Consider the following 26,283-nt stretch of genomic DNA (forward strand, 5'->3'; position numbering starts at 1 on the left):
AAAAAAAGCCGATGCCACTTATGGCATCCGGCTTTTTTTATTAATCGATCACATACGTATCCACTTTTTTAATCAGATCGCTGATTTCCGGCTTGCTGATTTGCTCATCGGCGCCGACTACTTCTCCCCGGTGACGCAAATCATCTGTAATTAACGATGAGAAAATCATTATCGGCACATCAGAACTCTTCGGATTGTCTTTAAGCAGCTTTGTCAGCCTGTGTCCGTCCATTTTCGGCATTTCAATATCACTGATGATCATATCGATTTGTTCTGTTAAATCATCGCCGCTTTCGGTAAGGTTCATGATATAGTCATATGCATCTTTTCCATTCTCAAACGCTGTAATATTGTTGTATCCAGCTTCGGTTAATTCATCTTTTAAAAGGCGCATCAGAAGCGGTGAGTCTTCTACAATGATAAGCTTTTTATCAGTTCTTCTTTCATCAAAGCCCTCGGTATGCATATTGTACGTATCAACACCTGAGTCTGATTCGATATCATAGATGATTTTTTCATAATCAGGCAAAAAGATCATCGTTTCTTCCAGTTTGATTATGCCTGTGAGGTGCCGCTCCATTCCTTGATTTAAGGAAGTCGGTTTTTCAATCGCTTCCCATGAAACTCTGTGAATTTGAGAAACAGACCCGACATGGAAAACAATTTTTCGCTTATTAAATTCGGTTACGATATACTTCTCGTCTTTTGATCCCTCAGGCTCCACCCCGAAAAAGGAAAACAGGCTGATGACTGGGAGAATTTCTCCTCTTAGTTTAATCATTCCTTCTACATGCTGGTGGGAGTGAGGCACTGATGTGACCTCGACAGGCTGAATAATCTCTCTCACTTTCATGACGTTAATGCCGAAAGCATTGCCACCAACGCCAAACTTCACAATTTCTAATTCATTTGTACCAGAATCCAATAAAATTTCGTATTGTTGTAACGACAATTCAATCCCTCGCTATTCGCATTCAGTATTGTACTGTATATATCGGCGAAAATTATTAAAAATGAATGGTGAGGCTCTTCAAAATCCTATTCTGGCGACAGTTATGCTGATAACCTTAAAAAAAGAAACTTTTTTCCTAATGACCATTGACTTTCCAACTGACAGTGATAAAATAGTCAAGGATTTTTCCAAAGAAGGGTGTAAATAATGGGTACTTTAGTAATATTTAAAGAAAATGAAATGACTGTTTTAGAGGATATCAGTGAAGAGACTTATCTTCATATGAAGAAAGAATCTGCTGATCTTCAAGAAGAGCATCCCCCGTACATGATTTGGCACGAAGACCTTCATTTTGATTATGGTTATTGATGAAATTGGCACATATAAACAATAATAGAACATGATACAATAAAGACAATCAAATCGCTGGTTGTCTTCTTTTTTTTCTGAGAAGGAAGGTATGTTTAGAAAATAGGCGCATACAATCGAAATATATCGGTTAAAAAGGTGACAAATGGCCAGCTAGTGGTAAAATAGGAGAAACTCATTATATATATTAAGGTGATGAATTATGGAACATTTGCTGAATCCGAAAGCCAGAGAGATTGAAATTTCAGGAATACGCAAATTCTCAAATCTTGTATCTCAACACGAAAATGTCATTTCACTTACGATCGGCCAGCCTGATTTTTTCACGCCGCATCACGTGAAAGCTGCCGCAAAAAAAGCCATTGATGACAACGTTACGTCATACACTCCAAATGCCGGCTACCTGGAATTGAGACAAGCTGTTCAGCTTTATATGAAGAAAAAAGCGGACTTCAACTATGAAGCTGAAAGTGAAATAATGATCACAACAGGAGCGAGCCAAGCCATTGATGCAGCATTCCGCACCATTCTGTCTCCCGGCGATGAAGTCATTATGCCAGGTCCGATATACCCGGGTTATGAACCAATTATCAATTTATGCGGCGCCAAGCCTGTCATTGTTGACACGACGTCTCACGGGTTTAAGCTCACAGCCCGGCTGATTGAAGAAGCTCTGACTCCCAATACCAAGTGTGTCGTGCTTCCTTATCCGTCAAACCCTACCGGTGTGACATTATCTGAAGAAGAGCTGAAAAGCATCGCGGCTCTATTAAAAGGCAGAAATGTCTTCGTATTGTCAGACGAAATATACAGCGAATTAACATATGACAGACCGCACCATTCGATTGCAACACATTTGCGGGATCAAACCATTGTCATTAACGGCTTGTCAAAGTCCCACAGCATGACGGGATGGAGAATCGGATTTTTATTCGCTCCGAAAGACATAGCAAAACACATTTTAAAGGTTCATCAATACAATGTGTCATGTGCGTCCTCTATTTCTCAGAAGGCAGCGCTTGAAGCTGTGACTAACGGATTTGACGACGCTCTGATCATGAGAGAGCAGTACAAAAAACGGCTGGATTATGTGTATGACCGCCTCGTGTCTATGGGACTTGATGTCGTAAAACCGTCTGGCGCATTTTATATTTTTCCTTCTATTAAATCCTTTGGGATGTCTTCGTTTGACTTTAGTATGGCTCTTTTGGAGGATGCTGGTGTGGCGCTTGTGCCCGGCAGCTCGTTCTCAGCGTTTGGTGAAGGATATGTAAGGCTGTCTTTTGCATACTCGCTGGACACATTAAGAGAAGGATTAGATCGTTTAGAATTATTTGTACTAAAGAAAAGGGAATCGATGCAGACGATATAAACAACGGCGTTTAAGCCGTTGTTTTATTTTTTTGGAAATGAGATTTTAAACGCTGTGCCTTTATCCGGCTGGCTGTCTACATGGATAACGCCTTGATGATTCTCAATGATATTAAATGTTACCATCAGCCCGAGCCCTGTTCCCTTTTCTTTTGTCGTTAAAAATGGTTCTCCAATACGGTTGAGCACCTTTTCAGGTATGCCCTCCCCTTCGTCCTTGACGGTAACATGAACAGAATGCTTATCCTCTGTTACGATAATGTCTACAGTGCCTCCGTCAGGCATAGATTCTACTGCATTTTTTATTAAATTAATAAATACCTGCTTCAGCTGATTTTGGTCCCCGTTTATATAAATGCTGTCTTTCTCATAACGGGTTCTGATAAAAATCCCGTTTAAATTCGCCTGGGTTTCCAGCAGCGCAGAGACTTCACCAATTAGTTTTTTCAAGTTCAAATGCTTTTTCACGGCATTCTGCTGGGGCTTCGCCAGCATCAGCAGTTCACTGAGTATTAATTCAATTCGGCTGAGCTCAGAGAATACAATGTCAAAATAATGTTCATTTCCTTCCATCGTCGGTTTCATCAGCTGTAAAAACCCTTTGATCGCGGTCAGCGGATTGCGGATCTCATGCGCGATTCCCGCTGCGAGCTGTCCTGCGATAGATAACTTTTCTGATTTAAGCATGAGTTCCTCTGTTTGTTTTCTCTCAGAAATATCACGCAAAATGACTTGGACAGCCGCTTCACCGAAAAAGGTCGTCGGAATGCAGACCATCTCCGTGTAGATGACCCTGTTCTGAAAGGTAAACCATGATTGTTTAACGATTTCCGATTCTGTTTTTTGCTCGGCAATGTTTTGGATTCTCTCTTTCACGTCCTCATGATCGCAAGGGTGGAGCTGATCGTATATATTTTTGCCGATTAAATCCTCATAGGTAGCCGCTTCAAACAGCGAAATTCCCGACTCATTCATAAACACCCATTTCCCATTATGAATCACAGCAATAGTATCGATTGAATTTTGAATCAGCAGCTGATATCGTTCACGGCTTTTTTGCAGGATGGTTTGAAATTTTTTCCTTGAAGAGATATCGATTAGCAGAAGCAGTTCAGCCTGCTGGTTTTTGTAGACGGTCGGGGACGCTTTCACTTCTAAATGAACAGGTGTGCCATCAAGCCTTTTCCACGTCTGTTCAATCATTCCGACTTCCATTCCTTTTTGCATTCGTATAATTCTGTTTTTCACGATATCATGATACTCTTCCTCAATAAATTCATAGGACCATTTGCCAATAACAGCATCCTTGCTTTTTGCTCCCAGCATGGAAAGCATCGCGCTGTTCACATAGACGATTTTGCCGCTGACACTGATGCATAGCGGGCTTGGAAGATTTTCAACTAGCCGCTCAAAATCATCCGTTTTATATGTAGTTGATTCCGGGTTCGCAGGCTCAATTTCATGTTTTTCGCAGGTAAGAGGCTGATGCCCGGACTCTTCTTCGAGAATCTTCATTTTCAAAATGATTTCCCGTTCCGTCCGCTCAGCTCTCGTCGTCACAATTTCTACTGCAGCCTCCACCCATACAATCGTATGATCTTTTTTAATGAAACGAAAGGTGCACGGCATCAGATGATGTTCATTATAAAAATAGCTTTCAACTAAAAATTGGTCTTCCTCATGCAGAAATGTCTTGAGGAATGATCCGATCATTTCTCCCTGGAGATAACCCAGATACAGTTTGGAGTTGGCTGATATATAAATGATGCGTCCATTAGAAGCCAAGACTGCATGAATATCGGTTTTCGTTTGAAATGGCTTAACATACTGCGTATCCTGTTCCACAGAATCCCTCCTTTGCATGATCATCATGTTCGACATTTACACATTGACTTTTACCTAGTATGATTCGCTAGAAAATGAGTATTCTCCTTCTATTCTTATAGTGATCTCTAATTTTTGAGGAAAAGAAAGGGCACACAATCTGTCAGATGTGCACCCTGTTTTTTATTTTTCGCTATTTTTCTTTTCGAGCTCTGCGTAAGCGTGTATGGCTCTTTTGGCAATAATTTTATTGATCTTATCATCATCATCTACTGATGGAACAACAACACTAAAGGCCACTTTTGGATTTTTCGACGGGTAATAGCCGACAAAAGTCAGATTGTATGTTTTTTTCCCCCACCAGTTCCGATTCGTGCCGTAGTAAAATGTTTCTGCTGTTCCAGTTTTTCCCGATACATCTTCTGTAAAAGTATTTTTAGCTGTTCCTGAAGAGGTTACTAATTTCATACCTGTTTGCACTTGCTGTAAATCACTTTGGGAATTATTGATCTTATTCAGCACTTTAGGTTTCCTTTGCTCGATTGCATTACCGAGTTCATCTTTTTTGCCTGGCTCATGTATGCTTGTGACGATTCTAGGCTGTACACGGTATCCTCCGTTTGCAATCACAGAAATGTACTGCGCCATCTGAAGCGGTGTGTATGTATCATATTGACCGATGGCCAAGTCTAAAATTAAGCCCCCTACAACATCAGGTGTCGTTTGCATTCCTGCAGATTCCTGCGGCAGGTCAACACCTGTCTTGACTCCAAGGCCAAACTGGCTGTAGTAATTTCTCATTTTGAGCAGATCCTTCTGATCAGCAGGAAGCGATCCATGCGGCTTATACGTTACCCCAGCTATATGCATAGCAACATTAAACATATATACGTTTGAACTTTTTTGCAAAGCCGTTAATTCATTGATGGTTCCCATATTTGTGTAAGATTTTTTTATGAGGTTCGTTCCTAAATGCATCGGCGCATCATGGAAATATTTATAATGCGGGATACCATCTTGATAGCCGGCGAGAACGGTTGCACCCTTAACTGCTGATCCCATTTCATATTGGGTTGTAAAAGCACCGATCGCATAGTCTTGAATTTTATTCGTTGCTAAATCTATCTTTTTTCCTGCCATCGACAAAATATCGCCGTTATTCGGATCCATCATCACAACAAAGGCCCGGTCAAGCATATAGTTTCCGCGCGCGCGGCTATTTCTCACTTCTTCTTCAACAATCTTTTCTACCTTTGCCTGCAGCTCCATGTCAAATGAAAGCCGTAGATCAAAGCCCCTGCTGCCTTTGTCGATTGTTTTCTGGCTGACGACATTTCCTTTATTGTCTTCCACGTATTCCACTTTTTCTTTATGAGAATTTAAATAGTCCTCATATTGATACTCCAAATAACTTTTGCCGACTCTGTCATTACTCGCATAGCCTCTCGTAACATAAAAGTCTTTCCGGTCGCTGAGCAGCCCTTGATCAGGTGTTGTGACACCTCCAAAAACGGAATAAAGTGTTTTGTCATAAGGGTATTTTCGTGTCCAATCGTTTACGACATCTATCCCCGGCAGCTCTTCTAAATGCTCAGATACAATAGAAATTTCATCATATGTTAAATCATTTTTCGGTCTTTGCGAGGAGTTTTTCTTTTCATCAAGCAATGATCCGTTTTTGCCGTTGCCGTTGCTGTCATTTGGGTCCATCGCTTTTACAATCTGAGGTTCATACGCATTCCCGCTTGAAAATCTTGTGTATATGGCCGCTGTTTGCATTTCTTCGTCATCCCGCTGGATGGCCTTCAATTCTTCAGCCGGGACGCGTTCAACTTGAAGCTTGTAAGCCTGTGTCCCCTTCAGATTGCTTTCAGATTCCTTTAACAGGCCGAGAGCTTTTTTTGGATGAGAAGCGAGCCAGTAATCACGTAAATCTCTATCCTTTAAAAATTCGGTATCAATATCGATCAAAGCGGCAAGCCGTTTAGCTGTTTTGATTTTGTCCTCAGTTTTTGTGCTCGATGTTGAGACATACACAATTTCCGGCACGCTCTGGTTATCAACAGCCACTTTCTCGTTTCTGTCATACATCTTCCCCCGAGGCGCTGGATAATACGCTGTCTTCGCATTAGCTCTCTTAGCGTTTTCTTCATGCTGTTCGCCTTCGACAATCTGAACAACACCAAGCTTAAAGATTAATGCAGTAAATAGAACAAAGACCGCCAGGAAATACAGATTCATTCTGATTGCTCTGTTTCCTTTGCGCTTTTTCTTTGGTTCACGTCCTATTTCAGTCACTTCTGGTTACCCCTCTCAAATCATTCAATATATTTACATATACTGTTTTTAATTGTAACACCTTTGTAATAGTTGTTACAGCGAAAAGTGATAAAAAAAGTTGTCAATATTGAAATACATTAAAATATAACTAACGATTCAAAAAATAGGAAGTTATGTAACTGTGAGATAAAGTCCCTACATACGCGTTACTCGCTTGTCATCAGCGGTTCAGCGCGTTTTGATTACAAAAATGACAATCGCCATTTGTCAAAGGAAAGTGATGGATTCTTTATGACAAAAAAGCTATGTTATGATTTTTTTGTAGAAAACAAACAACTCTAGGAGGTTACGAACTAATGAAAAAAGCATTTATTTTATCTGCTGCCGCTGCGGTGGGATTATTCACATTCGGAGGCGTACAGCAAGCATCAGCGAAAGAACTCTCCTGCCAGCCTGTGGTAACGGTCAAAACGGGGAACACAGTGCAAAACCTTACACTTAAGGATGTAGTGAAAAAGCTACATATTAAAACAAATATAAAAACACTAAACGCGGCTAACGAAAAAGATCTCGAGAAGCTTCTTCAAAAGCACGCGAAACAGTCCAACATGAAGATTCAGGATGTTCAAAAGCCGGAAGCTGCAAAGCCAGCCCAAAAGGCTCCTGAAAAAGCCGCTGCTGATAAAAGCACTGCTGCTAAAGCACCGGCTACTGCTGAAAAAACAAGCAATAATACAACAACAGCTGCACCTTCATCTGTAAGTGCATATGAGAAAAAAGTTGTTGAGCTGACGAATGCAGAAAGACAAAAACAAGGTTTAAAACCGCTTCAAATTGATGAAACATTAAGCAAATCTGCACATGCAAAATCACAGGATATGAAAGACAAGAACTATTTTGATCACCAAAGCCCAACGTACGGCTCACCGTTTGATATGATGAAATCTTTCGGAATCAGCTACAAAACAGCTGGTGAAAACATTGCTAAAGGGCAAAAAACACCTGAAGAAGTAGTAAAAGCTTGGATGAACAGTGAGGGCCACAGAAAAAACATTCTTAACCCTAACTTCACACACATCGGTGTCGGTTATGTTGAATCCGGCAGCTACTGGACACAGCAATTCATCGGAAAATAATAAAAAAGAGATTGCCTGTTTTGGACAGGCAATCTCTTTTTATTTTACCCAAAGCTTATATATACTTTGGGTTCCGCTGTTTTCTTCTCCTTGTGCGGCAAGTTGGTCATATAATGATTTCGCAAGCGACAAGCCTGGCATTTCTTCACCCATTAATTCAGCTTCCTCTAAAGCAATTCCCATATCTTTGATAAAATGCTTTACATAAAATCCTGGTTCGAAATCACCTTTCAGCATACGCGGGGCAAGATTTGACAATGACCAGCTTCCTGCCGCTCCAGTTGTAATGCTCTTCAGGACATTTTCCGGCTGAAGGCCTGATTTTTGGGCATAAGCCATCGCTTCGGCTACACCGATCATACCTGCCGCAATCGCGATTTGATTACACATCTTTGTGTGCTGCCCGCTTCCTGCCGGCCCTTGATATTGAATATTCTCTCCCATTAAAGTGAAGATGGGCAGGCAAGCTTCAAACGCTTCTTTTTCTCCTCCGACCATAATCGCCAGTGTTCCGTTTTGCGCGCCGATGTCACCTCCTGAAACAGGTGCGTCTAAGGCAAATAATGATTTTTCTTTGGCTGCCTCCGCAATTTTTTTGGCTAACGACGGTTTGGAAGTCGTCATATCAATGAGATACGCGCCTTTTTAGCATTTTCAATAATTCCGCTGCTGCCGAAATACACTTCTTCCACATCACTGGGATAGCCTACCATTGTAATCATGATATCCGCTTCTTTCGATAGATCTTTTACAGTGTCTTTCCACACCGCGCCTTTGTCCAGTATGCTGTCCGCTTTTGCTTTTGTCCGGGTATACACCAATACGTGATGTCCATCTTTAAGGATATGTGAAGCCATACTGTTTCCCATTACTCCAAGACCGATAAAACCGACTGTTTTTTTCAAGAAAATTCCCCCAGACGTTAGATTTCATTTAGTTAAAATTTATCATTTTTTAGACTACCATATCTAGTAATCATATAGTAGCGTCTAAAAAATAAAAAAACCCAAAACTTGAAAAAGTCCTGGGTATCCAATGATGAATTATAATGTGAATTTAGCAATAGCGTTCATAAGCTCTTGGCTTGCATGTTTTAATGTATCAGTTGAGTGTTTGACTTTCTCAAGCGTGATCAGCTGTTCATCGGTTGAGGCGTTGACTTCCTCCGCTGCAGCAGCCGATTCCTGTGATATAGCTGAGATGCTTTGAATCGCTTCAGAAATGGCAAGCTGTTCTTCACTCATTCTTTGTATTTCTTCGTAAATTTGATCAATACCTTGAACAAGTGACTGCATTTCCGCGGTGATGGTGTTTAATACTTCGCCAGTCTCATGAATTGCGCTGTTTTGTTCATCATTCATTTTACTTGCTTCAACCATTGCATGAGAAGCCTCTTTTGTTTCAAGCTGAATCAACTTCACTGTCTCACTGATATGCTTGGTGGAAAGCGCCGACTGCTCGGCAAGCTTCCGCACCTCTTCAGCCACGACTGCAAATCCGCGTCCGCTTTCACCGGCTCTGGCTGCTTCAATACTGGCATTTAAGGCAAGTAAATTGGTTTGATCCGAAATATTTGAAATCGCAGTAACCACTTCTTCTATATTCTTCGTTTGATTTTCTAAATCCAGCAGCATCGTTTCGACTTTCTTTGTTTCCGTATTGGCTTCGTTTGATTTCATCAGCAGCTGGCCGAGCGCGTCAAGCCCTTTATAGCTTGCATCCTCTGAGGATTTTGAACGTGCTTTCATGCCGCCTGCCTGATCAGCAATTCGTCTGATTTTAGCAGACAGGTTTTCTGATTTTTCGTTAATGGTCTCAACTTCTGAAGCCTGTTCCGTTGCCCCTGCTGCCACTTCTTCGATCGCTTTCGCAATTTGTCCGCTCGTTTCATTGGTTTCAGCGGAGACAGCTGTTAATTGTTCAGAGGTGTCAGACACTTTTCCTGAAGAATGTCTGACTTGTTCCACCATTTCCTTCATGTTTTCAACCATCTGATTAAAGTCTCTTGTTAACATGCCGACTTCATCCTTGGTCTTTGACTCTGCATGCACTGTCAAATCGCCTGCAGAGACGGCCTTTGTTTTTGCAATCAGCTGCTGGATCGGCCCGGTTATTGTTTTGGCGAGGAAGTAGCTGAGAATAATCGTCACCGCCAGCGCGATGAGTGAGATGAAAAGGTTCGCCCGATTCATTTTATCTGAAATCCACATTAATTTATTTGTGTCAAATTGTGTTCCGACTTTCCAGCCCGTTTCTCCAACCGTTTGATACACAATCATTTTTCCCTTTGCATCTTGTATCCCGTTTTTGTCAGATGCAATGTTTTTTAATGTTTGGTCCTTGGAGATATTTTTTCCTTGGTTTGACGGATGTGCTAAAAGATTGCCGCTTGCATCAGCTAAAAAAGCAAAGCCATTGTATGGCACCTTTTGCTTATTTACCATGGTCTGGATGGAAGAAAGTTTCAGATCATAACTGGCAATGCCTATCACCTTCTGCCCGTCAATAATTGCTTTTGAGGCTGTGACGATCATTTCTCCCGTCACGACATCTTTATAAGGTTCCGTCCAGACGACTTTATCCGGTGTTTCAGCCGCGCGCTTATACCATGGTCTAGAAACCGGATCATAATCTTCTGCAAATTCTGCTTTCGGATATGTAAACATTTCTTTTTTTGCGGTGCCTATATAGGCCATCGCCACATAATCATCGTTTTCTTTAATTTGTTTAATGTCATCATTAAACAGCCTGGCAGTTTCTTTACTTGAGTTTGTCACAAACGCACGTGTTAACTCTCCATTTGCCAATCTTAACAGCGAAATGTCATAACTCTTTAATTGCAGTTCGATATTTTGTTCAAGCGAGTTTGTTACGTTTTGTGTCGTGTTTTTCCCATCCTCTGTAATCATCGGTTTTAACGTCAGGTAAGAAGAAAGCATCAAAAGAACAACTGTGACGATTAACATGATAGAAACGAAAACAGCAATCTTCATGTGAAGTTTTTTAAACAAACCAATCCCCTCCTATTTTCTATATCGGTCTTTTCACCCAAAAAATGAATAATCATAAAATAAATTATATTGAAATCACAAGATATTTACTGAAGATTCTAACTTATCGTGTTTTAGCAGTTTGGATTACGATATAATAAACAGCACAAGGAGAATGATTGTCATTTTTAAACAGATGTATGTCCATAATGGCATTAAATTTGAGCGGCTGACGATCAGACATTATTTGAGAACAGACATAGAGGGCTTGCTTTCTCTTCAGAAAGAGTGTTTCCCTCCTCCATTTCCGCAGGAATTGCTGTGGTCAGAAGAACAGCTTGCCAGCCATATCAACACCTTTCCGGAAGGCGCCTTATGCGCGCTGGTTAATGGTGAGATCGTCGGTTCGATGACTTCTCTTATTGTGCATTTTGATCCCGATGCTCCCGAGCATACATGGGCGGAGACAACAGATAACGGCTATATTACATGTCATGATCCGCAGGCAAATACGTTATATGTAGTGGATATTTCGGTTTCCCCGCATTACCGGAAGCTTGGAATAGGAAAATGGCTGATGAATACGATGTATGAATTAGCCGTTGAAAAGCGAATGGAACGGTTACTCGGCGGCGGACGTATTCCTTTTTATCATAAGTACGCACATGAAATCAGTGCTTCACAATATGTAGAGGATGTTATAGAAGGAAAAAAGAAAGATCCTGTACTGTCATTTCTCCTCCATTGCGGGCGTTCACCGCTCTGTATCGTCAGCAATTATTTAGACGATGAAGAATCCTTGAATTACGGGGTTTTGATGGAGTGGAAAAATCCCTTTTATGAAAAAACGAGCTGTGAAGCTGACAGCCCGTTTACGTGAAATATTCAATTTTTGCATTAGGAAAATACGTATCAATATAAGATTCAAGCGTTTCTCGAAGCACATGCTCTTCATCTTTCTGATAAATATATTTTCCGATCCCGTAGCGTCCCCATTTATAGCGTCGCTTTTCTTCATCTAACTCAAGCTTTGTTTTTGGATAATTCTTCTCAATGACTCGTTTCGCCGGCTTCGTAAATCGATGCTGAATCAATTCAAAGGTAATATCATGTCTGACATCCTGCGGCAAAGCGGCATCAAGTTTTTCAAAAAGATGTCTGTACCCTTCCTCCCAGCCTTCATGGATGTAAATCGGCGCAACAATAAAGCCTAACGGGTAGCCTGCTTTCGCTACTTTTACAGCCGCTTCAATCCGTTTATCGAGAGGAGAGGTTCCCGGCTCAAAATTCTTAATCACATAGTCAGCATTTATGCTGAATCTGAATCTTGTTTTCCCGTTATGTTTCGCATCCAAAAGGTGATCAACATGGTGAAACTTCGTGACAAATCTGAGCTTGCCCAGCTCACTCTGTCCAAAATGTTCAATGGCGTGCTTAAGCGTATGTGTCAAATGGTCGATGCCCACAATATCCGAGGTACATGAAGCTTCAAACCTTGTAAACTCCGGTGCACGTTCTTTCATATACTGATCCGCCTGGTCCAAGATTTCTTCGACATTTACATAGGTTCTGATATAGGGTTTTGTTCCCATTGTGGTTTGTAAATAGCAGTAATGGCAATGCCCCATACAGCCTGTCGCAAACGGGATCGCATATTCAGCTGACGGTTTTGAAGAATCAAACTTTAATGTTTTTCGGACACCGATTACTAAAGTTGATTTTGCATTACGGTATTGCTGAAGATGGTTTTTACCAGGAATATTGCGCACTTGGTTATGGGACGTTGTTTCTCTGATTTCGATGCCCATTTTTTCAAATTTATCATGTAATTCCTGTGCCAATGGATATTCCATTGCTCTCGGTTCAATATAAACGAGCTGCGGAACAAATGGGTTCTGCATGGTGCCACATCCTTTTCCTTTTCTACCGTTACTTTTCTCATAAGGCAGAAAGGATATGAGTTGTAATGTTTTCCTTGTTACTCGTACGGATCGATATCAAATAATTCTTTGTAAAGCGTTTTTGCTTCTTCATAGCTTGCAAAAACAGCATCATCCTCAGCAAACGGATGGTAGGTTTCAAATATAAACAGGGAAAGCTCACCCTCATGGTATGGGTGATGCACAATTTCAGCTTCCTTTATATGAGCAACATTGGCGGCGTGCGGATTTCTGTAGATCACGTAGACTGTATCTCCTGCGTTAAATTCGTTTGACATTCTATCCCTCCTAGCCATGTTATTGTGCCCCGCTGCATCCCTGATTATGAAAAAAACCAGACAGGCCGGAGGCCGTCTGGTTTTTGTGCATTACTTGAATGTTTCTTTTACGAACGCGACAACTTCTTCTGTCGTGCTCATAGATAAGATTTTCTCTTTGAATGACTCAGCTTCTTGTTTAGACAATTTGCTGATTTGTGTTCTTGCTGGAAGGATAGAAGTTGCGCTCATTGAGAACTCATCTAAGCCTAAGCCAAGAAGAATCGGAATCGCAATTTCGTCTCCTGCCATTTCTCCGCACATGCCGACCCATTTTCCTTCTTTATGTGCCGCTTCAATTACAAGTGTAATTAAGCGAAGGATTGCAGGGTTGTATGGCTGATACAGGTAAGATACACGTTCATTCATACGGTCAGCTGCCATTGTGTATTGGATCAAATCATTTGTTCCGATACTGAAGAAGTCAACTTCTTTAGCAAACTGATCAGCGATAACTGCAGTTGACGGAATCTCAACCATCATACCGACTTCGATGTCGTCAGATACAGTTTGTCCCGCTTTGACAAGCTTTTCTTTCTCTTCAAGAAGGATCGCTTTCGCTTCTTTGAATTCGTTAACTGTCGCAATCATAGGGAACATGATTTTCAAGTTTCCGTATGTACTTGCACGAAGCAGCGCGCGAAGCTGTGTTCTGAAGATTTCTTGCTCTTCAAGGCAAAGACGAATCGCTCTGTAGCCCAAGAACGGGTTCATTTCTTTAGGAAGCTGCAGGTAAGGAAGCTCTTTGTCTCCGCCGATATCAAGTGTCCGAACGACAACTGATTTTCCTTCCATACGCTCAAGAACCGTTTTGTAAGCGTCAAACTGCTCATCTTCTGTAGGCAGCTGATCTCTTCCCATGTAAAGGAATTCTGTACGGTAAAGACCAACTGCTTCTCCGCCGTTTTCAAGAACACCCTTCACATCATCAGGCGTACCGATATTCGCTGCAAGCTCTACATGATGACCGTCTTTTGATACAGTCGGTTCATTGACCAGCTTCGCCCACTCAGCTTTTTGAGCTAAATAAGCGTTATGTTTTTCTTCATACTCTTTTACAGTTTCCGCAGAAGGATCGATAATGACATCGCCATTAATACCGTCAACGATAACAGTCACGCCGTTTTGGATCGTGCCTGTAGCCGCTTTCGTTCCGACAACTGCAGGAATCTCAAGAGAACGCGCCATGATGGCAGAGTGAGATGTGCGTCCGCCGATATCAGTTGTGAATCCTTTTACGAATTCACGGTTTAATTGAGCCGTGTCAGACGGTGTTAAGTCTTCAGCTACAATAATAACCTCTTCTGAAATCATGCTTGGGTTTGGAATTTCAACGCCAAGCAGGTGGCCCGTTACGCGTTTTGTTACGTCGCGGATATCTGCCGCACGCTCTTTCATGTATTCATTATCCATAGATTCAAACATGGTAACGAACATAGAAGACGTTTCTTTTAGAGCGAATTCAGCGTTTACAGAATCAGAGCTGATTTTTTCTTTCACAGGATTCAGAAGCTCAGGGTCACTGAGAACTAAAAGGTGAGCAGAAAAAATATCAGCTTTATCCTGACCCAGTTCTTTCAAAGCATGCTCTTTGATTTTTTCGAGCTCTTCTTTAGAACGTGCAATCGCTTCATCAAAACGGCTTACTTCCGCTTCAGAATCAGAGATGTTTTTCTTTTCAACCGTTAAATCTGGCTCTTCAAGCCGGTACGCTTTTGCAATCGCGATGCCGGCTGAAGCACCAATCCCTTTTAATTCTTGCATTACTCGCCGAGTCCTTCGCTTTTCATTGTTTCTTCTAAAGCGTTAAGAGCATCGTTTTCGTCAGCGCCAGCAGCAGAAATTGTGATTTCAGCGCCTTTAGCGATTCCAAGAGACATAACACCCATGATTGATTTAAGGTTTACAGTTTTGCCGTTATATTCCAAATTAACGTCAGCGTCATATTTGCTTGCAGTTTGTACAAGAACTGTTGCAGGACGAGCGTGAATTCCAGAATCTGCAGTTACTTTGAATGTTTTTTGTGCCATTTTTATCATTCTCCTTTTAACTTAAAGCTATATTACTTTACAATATTATATCATACAGCCGTACTTGTCATCTGACAAGCACAGCGTACTATATACCCTTATTTTTCAATCTTCACAATGTCTTCTTGCTCTCTGTTAACTGATCCGCTTGCCTTAATGCTGACTGCTTCTCCTTCAGCAAGGTTCGTAAATACGATCGGTGTCATCAGAGACGGTACATTCGGTTTTACTGCGTCCAAATCAACTTCAAGAAGCTTTTGTCCAGGCTCAACGCGGTCCCCTTCTGATACGAAAGACGTAAACCCTTCGCCCTTGAGGCTGACCGTATCAATGCCGAAGTGGATCAAAATTTCTTTTCCACCGTCGGATTGCAGGCCGATTGCATGTTTTGTCGGGAAAACATTTAATATTTTTCCTCGTACAGGAGAAACGACGATGCCTTCAGAAGGAAGGATCGCAAAGCCGTCACCCATCATTTTTCCTGAGAAGACTTGGTCAGGAACATCAGTAATCGGGTGAATTTCTCCAGCAATCGGAGAAACAAAGACTTCCTCGCCAATTTCATTTTGCAGCGGTTCTGCAATGACTTCCTCAACCTGCTGCCCTACTTCTTCCTCAGCGGATGTTTTCGGTTCAGGTCTTGGTTTGCGTCCCGCGATGATGTCCTGCATTTGTGTTTTTAATCCGTCAGAACGCGGTCCGAAAATCGCCTGAATATTGTTGCCCACTTCCAGAACCCCGGAGGCGCCAAGCTGCTTCAGACGGTCTTTATCAACCTTTTTCTGATCGTTTACTGTCACACGCAGACGAGTGATACAAGCATCAAGGTGTTTGATGTTTTCCTGGTCACCCATTGCCTGCAGGATCTCGTAAGGAAGGTCGCCTGCTTCTCCTGTTTTCCCGGATGCTGCTGTTTCAGCTGAAGCATCCTCACGGCCTGGTGTTTTCAGATTAAATTTGCGGATCGCAAATCGGAATCCGAAGTAGTAAATAAGCGCAATCCCTAAACCAACAGGGATGACAAGCCACCAAGCCGTCCGGTTCGGTAAAATGCCGAAAAGGAAGTAGTCAATTAAACCGCCGGAGAATGTCATACCAATCTTAACATTCAACAGCTGCATGACCATGAATGAGAGCCCTGCAAACAAACAGTGAATCGCAAACAGGACAGGGGCAACGAATAGGAAAGAGAATTCCAATGGCTCTGTGATCCCTGTCAAGAAGGATGTCAGTGCTGCTGAACCCATAATACCAGCAACAAGTTTTTTGTTTTGCGGTTTTGCTTCATGATAAATCGCAAGCGCCGCAGCAGGAAGACCAAACATCATAAATGGATATTTACCTGTCATGAACGTACCTGCTGTTAATTGTACGCCGTCTTTAATCTGCGCCATAAAGATGCGCTGATCCCCGCGGATGATCTCTCCGGCTGCACTTTTGTAGCTGAAGAATTCATACCAGAATGGCGAGTAGAAAATATGATGCAGACCAAATGGAATAAGCGAACGTTCAATGGCACCGAAAATAAATGCAGCAAGGGTTGGATTCGCTTCCACTAATCCAGTTGAAAAGGCATTCAATCCATGCTGGATCGGAGGCCAGATCACTAACATAATAAGACCCAGAATCAGTGCGGAAATTGACGTAATAATCGGTACGAAACGTTTACCCGCAAAGAAACCAAGATATTGCGGCAATTCAATTGTATAAAATTTGTTAAACAACAATGCCGCCAGCACACCGACGATAATACCGCCGAATACCCCTGTCGCCAAGGTAGGTATGCCGAGCATGTTTACATATGCCGGGTGGTTTTCCGTGAAGAACTTGGCTCTTTCGATTGAATCGGAAGGAATGGTTCCGTTTGCAAGAAGAACCGCACTCATGGATACGTTCATCACCAGATAACCGATAATTGCTGCTATCCCGGCAACTCCATCTCCGTTGGCAAGCCCGATGGCTACACCTACTGCGAAAAGAAGCGGAAGGTTATCGAAAACAATCTGCCCAGCGCTTTCCATCACACCCGCTACGAGCTGAACATTGTCATTGCTAAGGAAATGCAGGACTTGAATCATGTCCTTGTTTTGCATTGCATTCCCGATCGCAAGCAAAATACCCGCCGCAGGAAGAATCGCAACTGGAAGCATAAGCGCACGCCCGATTTTTTGGAGAACGCCGAATAATGCTTTAAACATAAGAATTGACCTCCTCTTTTTACTAGTCTGACCTTACAGCTTAAAATCATGACAACGAATTCACAGGCGTAAGTCTTCCAGTTTAACCGTTTACATTTGCCCTTTTACACAACAAAAAAGGCATGAGCAAAATTGGGTGCGCAAAAGAACGAGAATGACCTTCCCGTTTTTTCCCCTCAATCACTCATGCCTGATCGGATCAGTAACACGTTTTTAAAGGATAAACTGAATTTATGAAATTTTATTGGTTAATCGGTACAGATGAAGCGTGAGATAAACCGCTTCCGCCTCATGAACTGGTTTCTTCAATGTTTGCTGCAAGATTTTAATCAATTTCCAAGCTGTATTGTAGCATAGCGGATATTCATTTTTCAATAACAACATTAATTTTTCTGGTTCTTTAGTCGGTTCTTCTTTTTTAATTCTTTCTATCGTAAATCTGATGTGCCGGATAAGCCGTAAATAGTTGACGCTTTCCTTATTTACTTTCATTTGAAACGAGTCTTCAATCACCTCTACAAGCTGCGCCATCAGCTGAGAGTGCTTATTGACTTCGGACAGCGGGCGATTCGTCAGGGCTGAATGAATATGCAGGGCGATAAAACCGATCTCCCCTTCCGGAAGGCAGATGCCCGCTTTTTCATTAATCATATCAATAACTTCTTTGGCAATCTGATATTCATCCGGATAAAGTGACTGCGTCTCCATTAAAAAAGGATTTTTCATATCAAAGCCCTGCTGCTGCCTTTTGATGGCAAATGCAATATGGTCAGTCAGTGCAATATGAATATGTTCATTTAGTGAACGGTTTGTCCGATTGCTGATGTGGTATATGACATCGTTTGAAATATCAACATGCTTTTCATCAACATAGTCGAGGAGCTTTTTATACTGCTTCTGTTCCTTTTCGTCCTTTAAAATGAACATTTTATCGTACCCTTTATCTTCAATCACATCATCTTGTTTTTTTCCGAAACCAATTCCTTTTCCGATCAAAACTACTTCACTGTATTTATGATGAGAAGCAATTAATACGTTATTATTCAGTACCTTTTTCACTGTAAAGGACCCATTCACGATCCTCAGCTCCTTTGTCATTCAATACCTCATATCGTACATAACGAACAGAATGCGCGTCAAACCTTTTTTCACGCTTTCACTAAACAGTCGATCTTTCAATGAGACGGTAATCAAGAACCCTGCTTTCAATCGGCTGACCTTGAATTCTTTTTTCCAGCATGGCAAACGCCTGCTTGCCCATTTCCTTCGCTGGGACATCGATGGTTGATATCCCAAGCAATTGGCTGATTTCATGGTTATCAAAGCTTAAGATCGCAAGTTCATCCGGAACAGAGACTTGCTGAGCTTTCGCTTCGAGTAAAAGCCCTGCCGATACCTGGTCATTGGCGACAAAAATAGCTGTCGGCCTTTCTCTCCAGTTGTTCCATTTATGAAAAAGCGCTTTTCCATCGTTCATTGTAATCGCTTTCTCAATCACCCATTCTTCATTGAATGTTTCTCCGATCTCTTCCAATGCTTCTTTATATGCTTTGATGCGAAAATGACTGTTCATGCCTTTTTTTCTCGCTAAGCAAATCGCTATTTTTTGGTGCCCTTTGGCGATTAAATAGTCGAGTCCGTCCCGGAATGCGGCTTGATGAGGAATGCTGATTGTGGGAAACCCGCCCTTATTTGAATTCTGACAAAGCAATATCGGCCCTTCCCACTCCTTGAGCTTGTCATCAGATAGCGCCTTCGAGCAAAAAATCAAACCGTCAACCTGGCGCTGTTTTAATTGGGACAGCGCAAAGATTTCTTTCTTCACGTCATAATTTGTCTGGAATAAAGAGAGGTGAATGCCTGACTCTGCGGCAGCGTCTGAAATTCCCGCCATCAGTTCCGCAAAATAAGGAAGGCCGATCGTCGGCATCACAACACCGATCATGTTTGAAAACCCCTTCGACAAATGTACAGCGTGGACATTTCTTGTGTACTCCAACACTTCCATTGCTTCAAGCACTCTTTTTCTTTTCTCTTCACTGACATAAGGATGATTGTTTATGACTCTGGAAACCGTCGTAACGGAGACACCGGCTTTGTCTGCAATATCTTTAATATTAGCCATAAATTCCCTTCTTTCTGATTTCCCTTGATCTGGAATGCGTTTCATACAATACGATAAGAACGTACCGACAGATTAGATGGTTTTTTGCTGAAAGGAGAAGATATAAATGGGTTTCTTCATTTTAATTGGATTATGTCTGGCCGTTCTGGGCGGAAGCTGCCTGGCTGTAAGACCGCTCAATCAAAAACATGAAGTGAAACCATTTCGGACGTTTGATGATTTTTTTATTTAAAACAGATAAAAAGGACGATGTCGTGAACAAAGTCCTTTTTTATCTCTGCCTGTTACGGCAATATCGTTAATTCCTTCGGATATTGAGTAAGCGCAACCGCCCCGTCTTTTGTTACGTGAACGTCATCTTCGATGCGTACGCCGCCAACATCCGGCACATAAATGCCCGGTTCGATTGTATAAACCATTCCTTCCTGCAGCAGCGTGTCATTGGCTTTGCTCATCGACGGGTACTCATGCACTGAAATGCCGAGACCATGCCCCAGCCGGTGAGGGAAATATTCTCCGTATCCGGCTTTTTCAATGATTCCGCGGGCAGTTAAGTCCAGATCTCCGATTCTCACGCCTGGTTTGCTTGCTTCTATCGCGGCTTTTTCCGCTTGGAGCACCGTCTCGTAAATTTCTTCCTGCTTCGGATTGATTGTTTTGTAAGCAAAGGTTCGCGTGATATCAGAGCAATAACCGTCCATAATAACACCCAGGTCAAACAAGACAAAATCGCCTTTCTTTAATGTGGCTGTCCCCGGATTTCCGTGAGGCTGACCTGACTTTTTCCCGAATAACACCATTGTCGAGAAAGACATGCCCTGAATTCCTTTTTTCTTCAACTCATACTCAATCTGAGCGAGAACTTCTACCTCACTGATGCCTTCACGCAAAGCAGCTGTCCCGACTTCAACACCAAAATCGGCAAGCTTCGCCGCCTCTTTCAGCAATTTAATTTCATGCTCGTCTTTCATCAGACGAAACTGGTTAAGTGTTTCTTCTGCTGATACAAATTGAGCACCTCCAGCTGAATGCTTCAGTTGTTCGGCACGCGAAAGCGAGATTGAATCCTTTTCTACGGCAAGCGTATGTATGCTGACATTTCGTTTTTTGAGTGCTTTTTCAATGAGCTCCCATGGATTTTCGTGATCGGCATAGCCAATAATTTCGTGATTCCATCCGGCATTTCTGGCCTGGTCTGCCTCCATTCCCGGACAAACGAAAAATGGCTCCTCCTCTTGAAAGATGAACAAACCCATTACACGTTCATGCGGCTCTGTATAAAAACCGGTTAAGTAAAATACATTTTCTTTCGTATGAATAAATGCGGCAGTATGCCCCGCTTCCTTCAGCCATGAAGAGACGCGTTGTATTCTATTCATTTCTTGTTCCTCCCTGCCTTTTGCCATGCATTGTTCTTTATATATTGTAACAGGTTTTACGGGTGTTTGCCTTTCGCGGCGACTTTCCGTTTTCCATCATTTTATTTCCTGCCGGTCATCTTGTATACTGAGAGGAGAGTTAAATCGCAGGGAGTTGTTCCGTTTGCTGATGAATTTTTTCAGACGTAAGGCAGTTGTTCTATTAACAGTTTCGGGAATTTCCTCTCCTTTTGTCGGTATGAAGCTGGTGGATTTTTATTATTACAGCTCTATCATAGGCTGTGCAGCCGGCTTCCTTTGCTGCATCCTGGCTCTCATCATTGTGATGAAAAGGCCGGATCAAGAGAAAAAGCAAAGGAAGATAAAACTTGATCCATAAAAAAACAGCAGCCCATTTGGACCGCTGTTTTTTATTTTAAAAGCCTTAAACCGTTTAGAATCACCAAGATCGTACTTCCTTCATGGCCTATAACGCCAAACGGCAATTCCATCACCTGTAAAAAGTTTGCGCAAATAAGCAGGCAAATGACCGCAAGAGAAAATACGATATTCTGCTTTACAATCCTGTTCATTTTCCGTGATAAACGGCACATTTTTACGAGTTTTTTCAAATCGTTTTGCATGAGCACCATATCAGCAGTTTCAAGGGCCACGTCTGTTCCGCCGCCCATTGCAATGCCGACATCCGCCGCTTTTAGTGCCGGCGCATCGTTGATTCCGTCTCCGACCATTGCAATCGTCCCGAATTCTTCTTTTAATCGTTTCACTTCATTTACTTTTTGGTCAGGCAGACATTCTGCTGCAACTGTTGTCATTCCCGCTTCCTTCGCTATCGCTTGAGCCGTGTCCTCGTGATCTCCCGTCAGCATGGCCGTTTTAATCCCCAGACGGCTCAGTTCTTCCATGACTTCTTTTGCTTCAGGTCTGATTTGATCTTTCAAAGCGATACAGCCGGCAATTTGATCGTCCTTTTTCACAAACACTACGGTTTGGCCGTTTAGAGTAATATCTGATGCAGATTGTTTCAAAAATTGCGCTGACAATTCTTCCCCAATAAATCCTGCCTTTCCGACTTTCCATTTGGCACCCGCCACTTCAGCCATTACACCAAAGCCTGACGTTTCTTCGATTGATATGTAGCCGGACTTGTTGATGCCGCGGCTTTCAGCGTAGCCGGCAATGGCTTGCGCGAGCGGATGGCTGGACTGCTTCTCAATCGCATAGACAGCCTCAAGCACTTCCGTTTCTTCGTACCCTTCCGCCAGTCTAACCGTCTCAACCGCGGGCTGGCCTTTTGTTACAGTCCCCGTTTTGTCAAAAGCGATCATTTGCACAGATCCCAGCTGTTCAAGAAACACACTTCCTTTCACTAGCATGCCGTTGCGGGCGCCATTTGAAATCAAGGACAGCGCTGCCGGCATGATGGACGCTACAAGTGCGCAAGGTGACGCCACCACCATAAATACCATCGCGCGATAAAAGGTTTCACTCCAGCTCCAGCCAAGTGCAAAGTGCGGAACAAACAACAGCAGCCCCACCACGATCAGAACGCCTTTTACATATCCATTTTCAAATCGTTCGATAAAAGCTTGCGCAGGTGACACACTGTTTTGCGCAGATTCCACCAATTTGATAATCTTTCGGAACAAAGAATCTTCACTTGCTTTTGTAACACGGACGGTCAAGGAGCCGTTTCGATTAACAGTTCCCGTATACACAGCGTCGCCGGCGTTTTTTTCTACGGGCATCGATTCGCCCGTTAACGCTGACTCGTCAAGACTTGTAGAACCAGATTCAATGATTCCGTCAGCTGCCACCCGTTCTCCAGGTTTGATAACAATCGTATCCCCGGCCTTAATATCTGCAACGGATACTCTTTTGGTTTCACCGTTTACAATCAGCGTTGCTTCTTCAGGCTCAAGTTTCATTAAAGAAGTTAAATCCCTGCTGCTTTTATTCATCGTGTATGTTTCTAAAGCTCCGCTTAAGGAAAAAATAAAGATTAAAACGGCACCCTCTGCCCAGTACCCAATCAATGCGGAACCTACGGCAGCGAAAATCATTAAAAGCTCAACATTCAGTGTTTTAGATTCGAGCGTTTCTTCGATTCCTTCTTTCGCTTTAGCAAATCCGCCGATGACAAAGGCCAGCAAATATAGCGTTACCGATAACAACTGATGTGAGGAAAGGAGCCAGCCTGCTAAAATAAGAGCACCTGACACAAGGGCTGCGATAAGTTCCGCATGCTGGGTCCAGCTTTTTTCTGGCTGTTCTGTCTTTAATGGCTGATGCTGATCTTGTTGAAGCATCACTTGTTCATTCATATCGAATTCTCCTCCCTAATTGAGAACGCAAATCATCTTCATTTCTCTTATAAAAAACAAAATCGCCGCCCAGAAGGCAGCTTCATCGTTGATTATTCCATGATGTCTTTCTTAATTATAGCATGCAGAAAAAGAATTTCAATTATAATTATTTTAATTTCTTTTTGATAATAATTATCATTAACATCTGTTCACCTTTCATTATATGACAAAAAAGCTGAAAGGCTACGCTCTCAGCTTATTCTTTCGTCCATTCTTTCAATTGTTCAGCCGTTATCGGCCCCACTTTTGTTTCTTCAATTTCACCCTTTTCATTCAGCAAAAACGAGGTGGGAATCGTTATAATATGATATTCCTTCATTAAATCCCCTTTTGTGTCGAGAACAATCGGAAAGGTCAGATGGTTTGCTTTGATAAAGTCTTCAACGACTTGCTGATTTTGTTCTGAGTTCACTAAATTGACCGTTACCAGCTTCACACTGTCAGATCGATGAGCCTCGTAAAATGATTGGAACTGAGGAAGTTCCTTTTTGCAGGGCGGACACCATGAAGTCCAAAAATGCAGGATCGTTTTCTGTCCTTTATTTGGGATGGAGATATCCTCCCCTTCTATCGTTTTCATGAGAAAAACCGCAGGAACAGCAGGCTGTTTAGTGGCAGCCTGTGCCGATAGAGGCAGCCATGAAATCATAGCAAATAAGATCAGGCAAATAGTGAGGGGCAAGCGTTTTGTCAACATGGAATCTTCCTTTCATGCTTTTCAAATAGCTTGCCCCGCTAGAGATTTATCATCCTTCAATCCGCGGCGTTCGGTTTCCTCCGGTCAGAAAAACAGATACACGCAACGCTTTGCAAATCGTTGTATAGTGTAGGCTCGTCAGTAAAATCATGCCTGTATTCATCCCAAGGATAATCCCGAGCATTTGCAGGTTTTCCATTGAACCCAGCACATACATCATACTCAGCGCAACGAGATGGCTCCACACGTTGTGATAAAAAGCTTCTTTGACAAAGCCCATCCCGATTAAACATGCCTGAAGGGGCATCACAAATAAATGAAAGAGAAAGTACGGCCACAAAAGCTGCAAATAATACTGTGCTTCAGGAGAGTGAAAAAACAGATGGGTCAGGGGCTCCGCAAACTGAAACATGATCCAGACAGCCGGTATACCGTATCCCAACGTGATAAAGATCGACTGCTTCAGCCTTTTTAATACGATGTCATATTGTGAGAGAGAATAAGCTTCAGAAATACTGGGAATCATGACGACCATTAACGAATGGGCGATAAAAGCAGGAAACGACCCTATCGTCACAGCCACTCCGGCAAGCATGCCGTATTGATCGATGGCAGTTGTCCCGGCAACGCCCGCTGCCAAAAGCGCTCCTTTTACTAAAAAGGGCTCAATGGCGTTGACTACGGCGTGGAAAATGCGCAGTCCGGTTGTCGGAATCGATACGGCAAGCAGTCTTTTTCTAACATCTTTCCCGCGCAAATGGATATGCTGCTGAACCGATACCGCGCGTCTTGCCAGGATAAACTGTGAATACAAGTAAACAAGCACGATCACATCGCTCACGACAAGGACAAACAGCGAAATCAGCACAGCCATGTCCAGCTCGAAGGAGTACCATTGAAAGAAGATGAACAAGCACAACAGCTGAATGATTTTTTTCAGTACATTAGCGATTGCGATCTTCCCCATTTTTTGCACACCCATAAAGTAGCCTCTGGCAATTGACGTAAAGGCGACAATAGGAATCAAGCCGATGACAATTCCTTTGATAAACGGGTGATATGTATCAAACACCGGAATAAAAGGAAGCGCAATACTGGCGGCGGCGGTGGAACAGGCTGTGAAAACAGCTGTCATTCGAAAGGCGTGCCTCAGCATGCTTTCATGGAGCTTTGGATTGGATTCAGCGATAAATTTAGAAATTGATATTGGCAGCTCCAAGCTTGCGATGACAATAATTAAAAAGATGGTAGGCAAAATACTCATGTAAAGCCCCATCCCGTGCTCGCCAAGCTCGCGCGCCAAAATCATATTCACGACAAATTCAAGGCATTCGGCGAAAAAGGCGGCAATGGATAAAAGAATAATCCCTTTTACAAATCGATTCATGATGTCTCTCCTTGTCTCTTGTACTACCAACATCATATGAGACAAGTTCAAAAATTATTTTATTTTTACTCTTTCTATAAAAAAAAGCACAGCTGAGACGAATGGTCTCTTCTATGCTTATATGGCAAAGACATGCCTGCCGATTTTTTCAATGATTTTCCTTGAGCGAATCCAGTCATCTGACGCCGTTTTCGGGTTATAAAAGAAAAGGGCTTCTGTTTCTCTGTCCTTAGATGACATCGCTTCTTCAACAGCCTCAATTGATTCTTTGTCAGGCTCTTGATTAATGCTTCCGTTTGCGACAGGTTCAAAGGCATTTTTCTGATAAATAACCCCTCTGATTGTATCGGGAAAGCCCTTCTTATCCGTCCTGTTCAGCACAACGCTTGCAACAGCGACCTTGCCTTCATAGGATTCGCCCTTCGCCTCTGCGTGAACGAGTCGGGAAAGCAATTCTTTTTCAGACTCAGAATAAGTTTCTTTCTTCTCATTCGTTTTCTCTGATTGTTCTTTTTCTTTTTTTTCAGTGTTCGCTGATAGCTTAATCGGCTTTATTTTTTTCTTGTCCTCATCAGCAGACAGTGAAGAGAAAGATGTGTCTGTGTCATGATTTATATAGGTAAGCAGCTTAGCTTCTTCATGTTTTGTCTTCTTTGTGTTCAGTAGTGAAGCTTGTGTATGTTCAATTTTCGAAGCAGGCATGAAACAAAGAAGAAAAACAGCTAGCGCAGTAAATTTTGTCGTCATACAGTTTCCTCCTTAAAGTGCTCAAAAAACACTTCATAACCTTAACAAGAGATCAAATCAATTTCACGGAAAAAGATTTTCCAACTCTCCCAAACAGGTATCAGGATGGAATATACCGGGTGACGCACTGATTAATGGCAAAAAAACAGCCTGATTTTCTATAAATCTTGTCATT

At 42.4% G+C, this 26,283-nt stretch carries 21 protein-coding genes and 2 pseudogenes; 6 read left to right on the plus strand and 17 right to left on the minus strand.

The genetic code is table 11. The features are described from left to right. Window positions 1-40 precede the first annotated feature (40 nt). On the minus strand, window positions 41-952 hold the full coding sequence (gene cheV / locus M1D69_RS13415; protein ID WP_458105824.1) for a chemotaxis protein CheV: 912 nt from the start codon (window positions 950-952) through the stop codon (window positions 41-43). Window positions 953-1,159: 207 nt separating this feature from the next. Between cheV and M1D69_RS13420 the strand changes: the two genes are divergently transcribed. Then, entirely contained in the window at window positions 1,160-1,321 is a 162-nt protein-coding gene (locus M1D69_RS13420) for a hypothetical protein (RefSeq protein WP_003238943.1), read from the plus strand. Window positions 1,322-1,523: 202 nt separating this feature from the next. Beyond that, window positions 1,524-2,707 (plus strand): annotated as a pseudogene (locus tag M1D69_RS13425) (aminotransferase A). A gap of 9 nt (window positions 2,708-2,716) precedes the next feature. On the opposite strand, the gene kinA reads toward M1D69_RS13425, so the two are convergent. Both kinA and M1D69_RS13435 read right to left on the minus strand, forming a co-directional pair. After that, complete coding sequence (gene kinA, locus M1D69_RS13430) at window positions 2,717-4,537, minus strand: sporulation histidine kinase KinA (RefSeq protein WP_458105823.1); 1,821 nt, start codon at window positions 4,535-4,537, stop codon at window positions 2,717-2,719. Between the two features lie 162 nt (window positions 4,538-4,699). Continuing rightward, the gene (locus tag M1D69_RS13435; protein WP_458105822.1) at window positions 4,700-6,814 is read right to left on the minus strand and encodes a peptidoglycan D,D-transpeptidase FtsI family protein; all 2,115 of its coding nucleotides are present in this window, start codon (window positions 6,812-6,814) and stop codon (window positions 4,700-4,702) included. 338 nt (window positions 6,815-7,152) lie between these two features. Between M1D69_RS13435 and M1D69_RS13440 the strand changes: the two genes are divergently transcribed. After that, window positions 7,153-7,932 (plus strand): CAP domain-containing protein, encoded by a 780-nt coding sequence (locus tag M1D69_RS13440; RefSeq protein ID WP_458105821.1) that lies wholly within the window; start codon window positions 7,153-7,155, stop codon window positions 7,930-7,932. Window positions 7,933-7,971: 39 nt separating this feature from the next. Here M1D69_RS13440 and M1D69_RS13445 read toward each other — a convergent pair. Both M1D69_RS13445 and M1D69_RS13450 read right to left on the minus strand, forming a co-directional pair. Continuing rightward, window positions 7,972-8,837: pseudogene (locus M1D69_RS13445) on the minus strand (NAD(P)-dependent oxidoreductase). 138 nt (window positions 8,838-8,975) lie between these two features. Then, on the minus strand, window positions 8,976-10,943 hold the full coding sequence (locus M1D69_RS13450) for a methyl-accepting chemotaxis protein (RefSeq protein ID WP_458105820.1): 1,968 nt from the start codon (window positions 10,941-10,943) through the stop codon (window positions 8,976-8,978). A 157-nt stretch (window positions 10,944-11,100) separates the two neighbouring features. On the opposite strand from M1D69_RS13450, the gene M1D69_RS13455 reads away from it, so the two are divergent. Further along, a complete protein-coding gene (locus M1D69_RS13455) occupies window positions 11,101-11,802 on the plus strand; it encodes a GNAT family N-acetyltransferase (RefSeq protein ID WP_458106151.1) in 702 nt (233 codons plus the stop codon). On the opposite strand, the gene splB is transcribed toward M1D69_RS13455, so the two are convergent. The 7 genes from splB to M1D69_RS13490 all read right to left on the minus strand — a co-directional run bounded on the left by splB (window position 11,795) and on the right by M1D69_RS13490 (window position 19,532). Continuing rightward, a complete protein-coding gene (gene splB / locus M1D69_RS13460) occupies window positions 11,795-12,823 on the minus strand; it encodes a spore photoproduct lyase (protein WP_024121198.1) in 1,029 nt (342 codons plus the stop codon). The two genes, M1D69_RS13455 and splB, sit on opposite strands and share 8 nt — an antisense overlap. 77 nt (window positions 12,824-12,900) lie before the next feature. Next, on the minus strand, window positions 12,901-13,140 hold the full coding sequence (splA, locus tag M1D69_RS13465; RefSeq protein ID WP_044156104.1) for a splAB operon transcriptional regulator SplA: 240 nt from the start codon (window positions 13,138-13,140) through the stop codon (window positions 12,901-12,903). A gap of 90 nt (window positions 13,141-13,230) precedes the next feature. Continuing rightward, window positions 13,231-14,943 carry a phosphoenolpyruvate--protein phosphotransferase gene (ptsP, locus tag M1D69_RS13470; protein WP_059292877.1) on the minus strand — a complete coding sequence of 571 codons (1,713 nt, stop codon included), beginning with the start codon at window positions 14,941-14,943 and terminating at the stop codon, window positions 13,231-13,233. Next, a complete protein-coding gene (locus M1D69_RS13475; protein WP_010334034.1) occupies window positions 14,943-15,209 on the minus strand; it encodes a phosphocarrier protein HPr in 267 nt (88 codons plus the stop codon). Before M1D69_RS13475 ends, ptsP begins: the two co-directional genes overlap by 1 nt. Window positions 15,210-15,307: 98 nt before the next feature. Then, window positions 15,308-17,407 (minus strand): PTS glucose transporter subunit IIABC, encoded by a 2,100-nt coding sequence (ptsG, locus tag M1D69_RS13480; RefSeq protein ID WP_458105819.1) that lies wholly within the window; start codon window positions 17,405-17,407, stop codon window positions 15,308-15,310. Window positions 17,408-17,638: 231 nt separating this feature from the next. Continuing rightward, complete coding sequence (gene glcT / locus M1D69_RS13485; RefSeq protein WP_458105818.1) at window positions 17,639-18,505, minus strand: glucose PTS transporter transcription antiterminator GlcT; 867 nt, start codon at window positions 18,503-18,505, stop codon at window positions 17,639-17,641. 61 nt (window positions 18,506-18,566) lie between these two features. Then, a complete protein-coding gene (locus tag M1D69_RS13490; RefSeq protein WP_458105817.1) occupies window positions 18,567-19,532 on the minus strand; it encodes a LacI family DNA-binding transcriptional regulator in 966 nt (321 codons plus the stop codon). A gap of 106 nt (window positions 19,533-19,638) precedes the next feature. On the opposite strand from M1D69_RS13490, the gene M1D69_RS13495 reads away from it, so the two are divergent. Further along, window positions 19,639-19,764 carry a hypothetical protein gene (locus M1D69_RS13495; protein WP_010334030.1) on the plus strand — a complete coding sequence of 42 codons (126 nt, stop codon included), beginning with the start codon at window positions 19,639-19,641 and terminating at the stop codon, window positions 19,762-19,764. A 52-nt stretch (window positions 19,765-19,816) separates the two neighbouring features. On the opposite strand, the gene papB is transcribed toward M1D69_RS13495, so the two are convergent. Next, window positions 19,817-20,911 (minus strand): di/tri-peptidase, encoded by a 1,095-nt coding sequence (gene papB, locus M1D69_RS13500; protein ID WP_458105816.1) that lies wholly within the window; start codon window positions 20,909-20,911, stop codon window positions 19,817-19,819. A 163-nt stretch (window positions 20,912-21,074) separates the two neighbouring features. On the opposite strand from papB, the gene M1D69_RS13505 reads away from it, so the two are divergent. Beyond that, complete coding sequence (locus M1D69_RS13505; protein WP_458105815.1) at window positions 21,075-21,290, plus strand: hypothetical protein; 216 nt, start codon at window positions 21,075-21,077, stop codon at window positions 21,288-21,290. A 31-nt stretch (window positions 21,291-21,321) separates the two neighbouring features. Here the strand turns inward: M1D69_RS13505 and M1D69_RS13510 are convergent, their stop codons facing one another. The 4 genes from M1D69_RS13510 to M1D69_RS13525 form a co-directional block, all read right to left on the minus strand. After that, window positions 21,322-23,235, minus strand: coding sequence for a heavy metal translocating P-type ATPase (locus tag M1D69_RS13510; protein ID WP_458105814.1), 1,914 nt, complete (start codon window positions 23,233-23,235; stop codon window positions 21,322-21,324). Between the two features lie 238 nt (window positions 23,236-23,473). Next, a complete protein-coding gene (stoA, locus tag M1D69_RS13515) occupies window positions 23,474-23,974 on the minus strand; it encodes an endospore biogenesis thiol-disulfide oxidoreductase StoA (protein ID WP_458105813.1) in 501 nt (166 codons plus the stop codon). Window positions 23,975-24,023: 49 nt separating this feature from the next. Next, window positions 24,024-25,361 (minus strand): sporulation protein YkvU, encoded by a 1,338-nt coding sequence (gene ykvU, locus M1D69_RS13520; RefSeq protein ID WP_458105812.1) that lies wholly within the window; start codon window positions 25,359-25,361, stop codon window positions 24,024-24,026. Between the two features lie 117 nt (window positions 25,362-25,478). Beyond that, window positions 25,479-26,108: a cell wall hydrolase gene (locus M1D69_RS13525; protein WP_458105811.1), complete on the minus strand. Its 630-nt coding sequence runs from the start codon at window positions 26,106-26,108 to the stop codon at window positions 25,479-25,481. Window positions 26,109-26,283 lie beyond the last annotated feature (175 nt).

The sequence above is a fragment of the Bacillus sp. PK3-037 genome (genome assembly GCF_054161355.1).

What these genes read in the sequence shown, in the direction of transcription:
- M1D69_RS13510 (WP_458105814.1), bottom strand. Translation starts at nt 23,235, where the DNA reads ATGAATGAACAAGTGATGCTTCAACAAGATCAGCATCAGCCATTAAAG.
- ykvU (WP_458105812.1), bottom strand. Translation starts at nt 25,361, where the DNA reads ATGAATCGATTTGTAAAAGGGATTATTCTTTTATCCATTGCCGCCTTT.
- M1D69_RS13490 (WP_458105817.1), bottom strand. Translation starts at nt 19,532, where the DNA reads ATGGCTAATATTAAAGATATTGCAGACAAAGCCGGTGTCTCCGTTACG.
- glcT (WP_458105818.1), bottom strand. Translation starts at nt 18,505, where the DNA reads ATGACAAAGGAGCTGAGGATCGTGAATGGGTCCTTTACAGTGAAAAAG.
- ptsP (WP_059292877.1), bottom strand. Translation starts at nt 14,943, where the DNA reads ATGCAAGAATTAAAAGGGATTGGTGCTTCAGCCGGCATCGCGATTGCA.
- M1D69_RS13440 (WP_458105821.1), top strand. Translation starts at nt 7,153, where the DNA reads ATGAAAAAAGCATTTATTTTATCTGCTGCCGCTGCGGTGGGATTATTC.
- M1D69_RS13525 (WP_458105811.1), bottom strand. Translation starts at nt 26,108, where the DNA reads ATGACGACAAAATTTACTGCGCTAGCTGTTTTTCTTCTTTGTTTCATG.
- ptsG (WP_458105819.1), bottom strand. Translation starts at nt 17,407, where the DNA reads ATGTTTAAAGCATTATTCGGCGTTCTCCAAAAAATCGGGCGTGCGCTT.
- M1D69_RS13420 (WP_003238943.1), top strand. Translation starts at nt 1,160, where the DNA reads ATGGGTACTTTAGTAATATTTAAAGAAAATGAAATGACTGTTTTAGAG.
- papB (WP_458105816.1), bottom strand. Translation starts at nt 20,911, where the DNA reads ATGAATAGAATACAACGCGTCTCTTCATGGCTGAAGGAAGCGGGGCAT.
- M1D69_RS13475 (WP_010334034.1), bottom strand. Translation starts at nt 15,209, where the DNA reads ATGGCACAAAAAACATTCAAAGTAACTGCAGATTCTGGAATTCACGCT.
- splA (WP_044156104.1), bottom strand. Translation starts at nt 13,140, where the DNA reads ATGTCAAACGAATTTAACGCAGGAGATACAGTCTACGTGATCTACAGA.
- splB (WP_024121198.1), bottom strand. Translation starts at nt 12,823, where the DNA reads ATGCAGAACCCATTTGTTCCGCAGCTCGTTTATATTGAACCGAGAGCA.
- M1D69_RS13495 (WP_010334030.1), top strand. Translation starts at nt 19,639, where the DNA reads ATGGGTTTCTTCATTTTAATTGGATTATGTCTGGCCGTTCTGGGCGGA.
- stoA (WP_458105813.1), bottom strand. Translation starts at nt 23,974, where the DNA reads ATGTTGACAAAACGCTTGCCCCTCACTATTTGCCTGATCTTATTTGCT.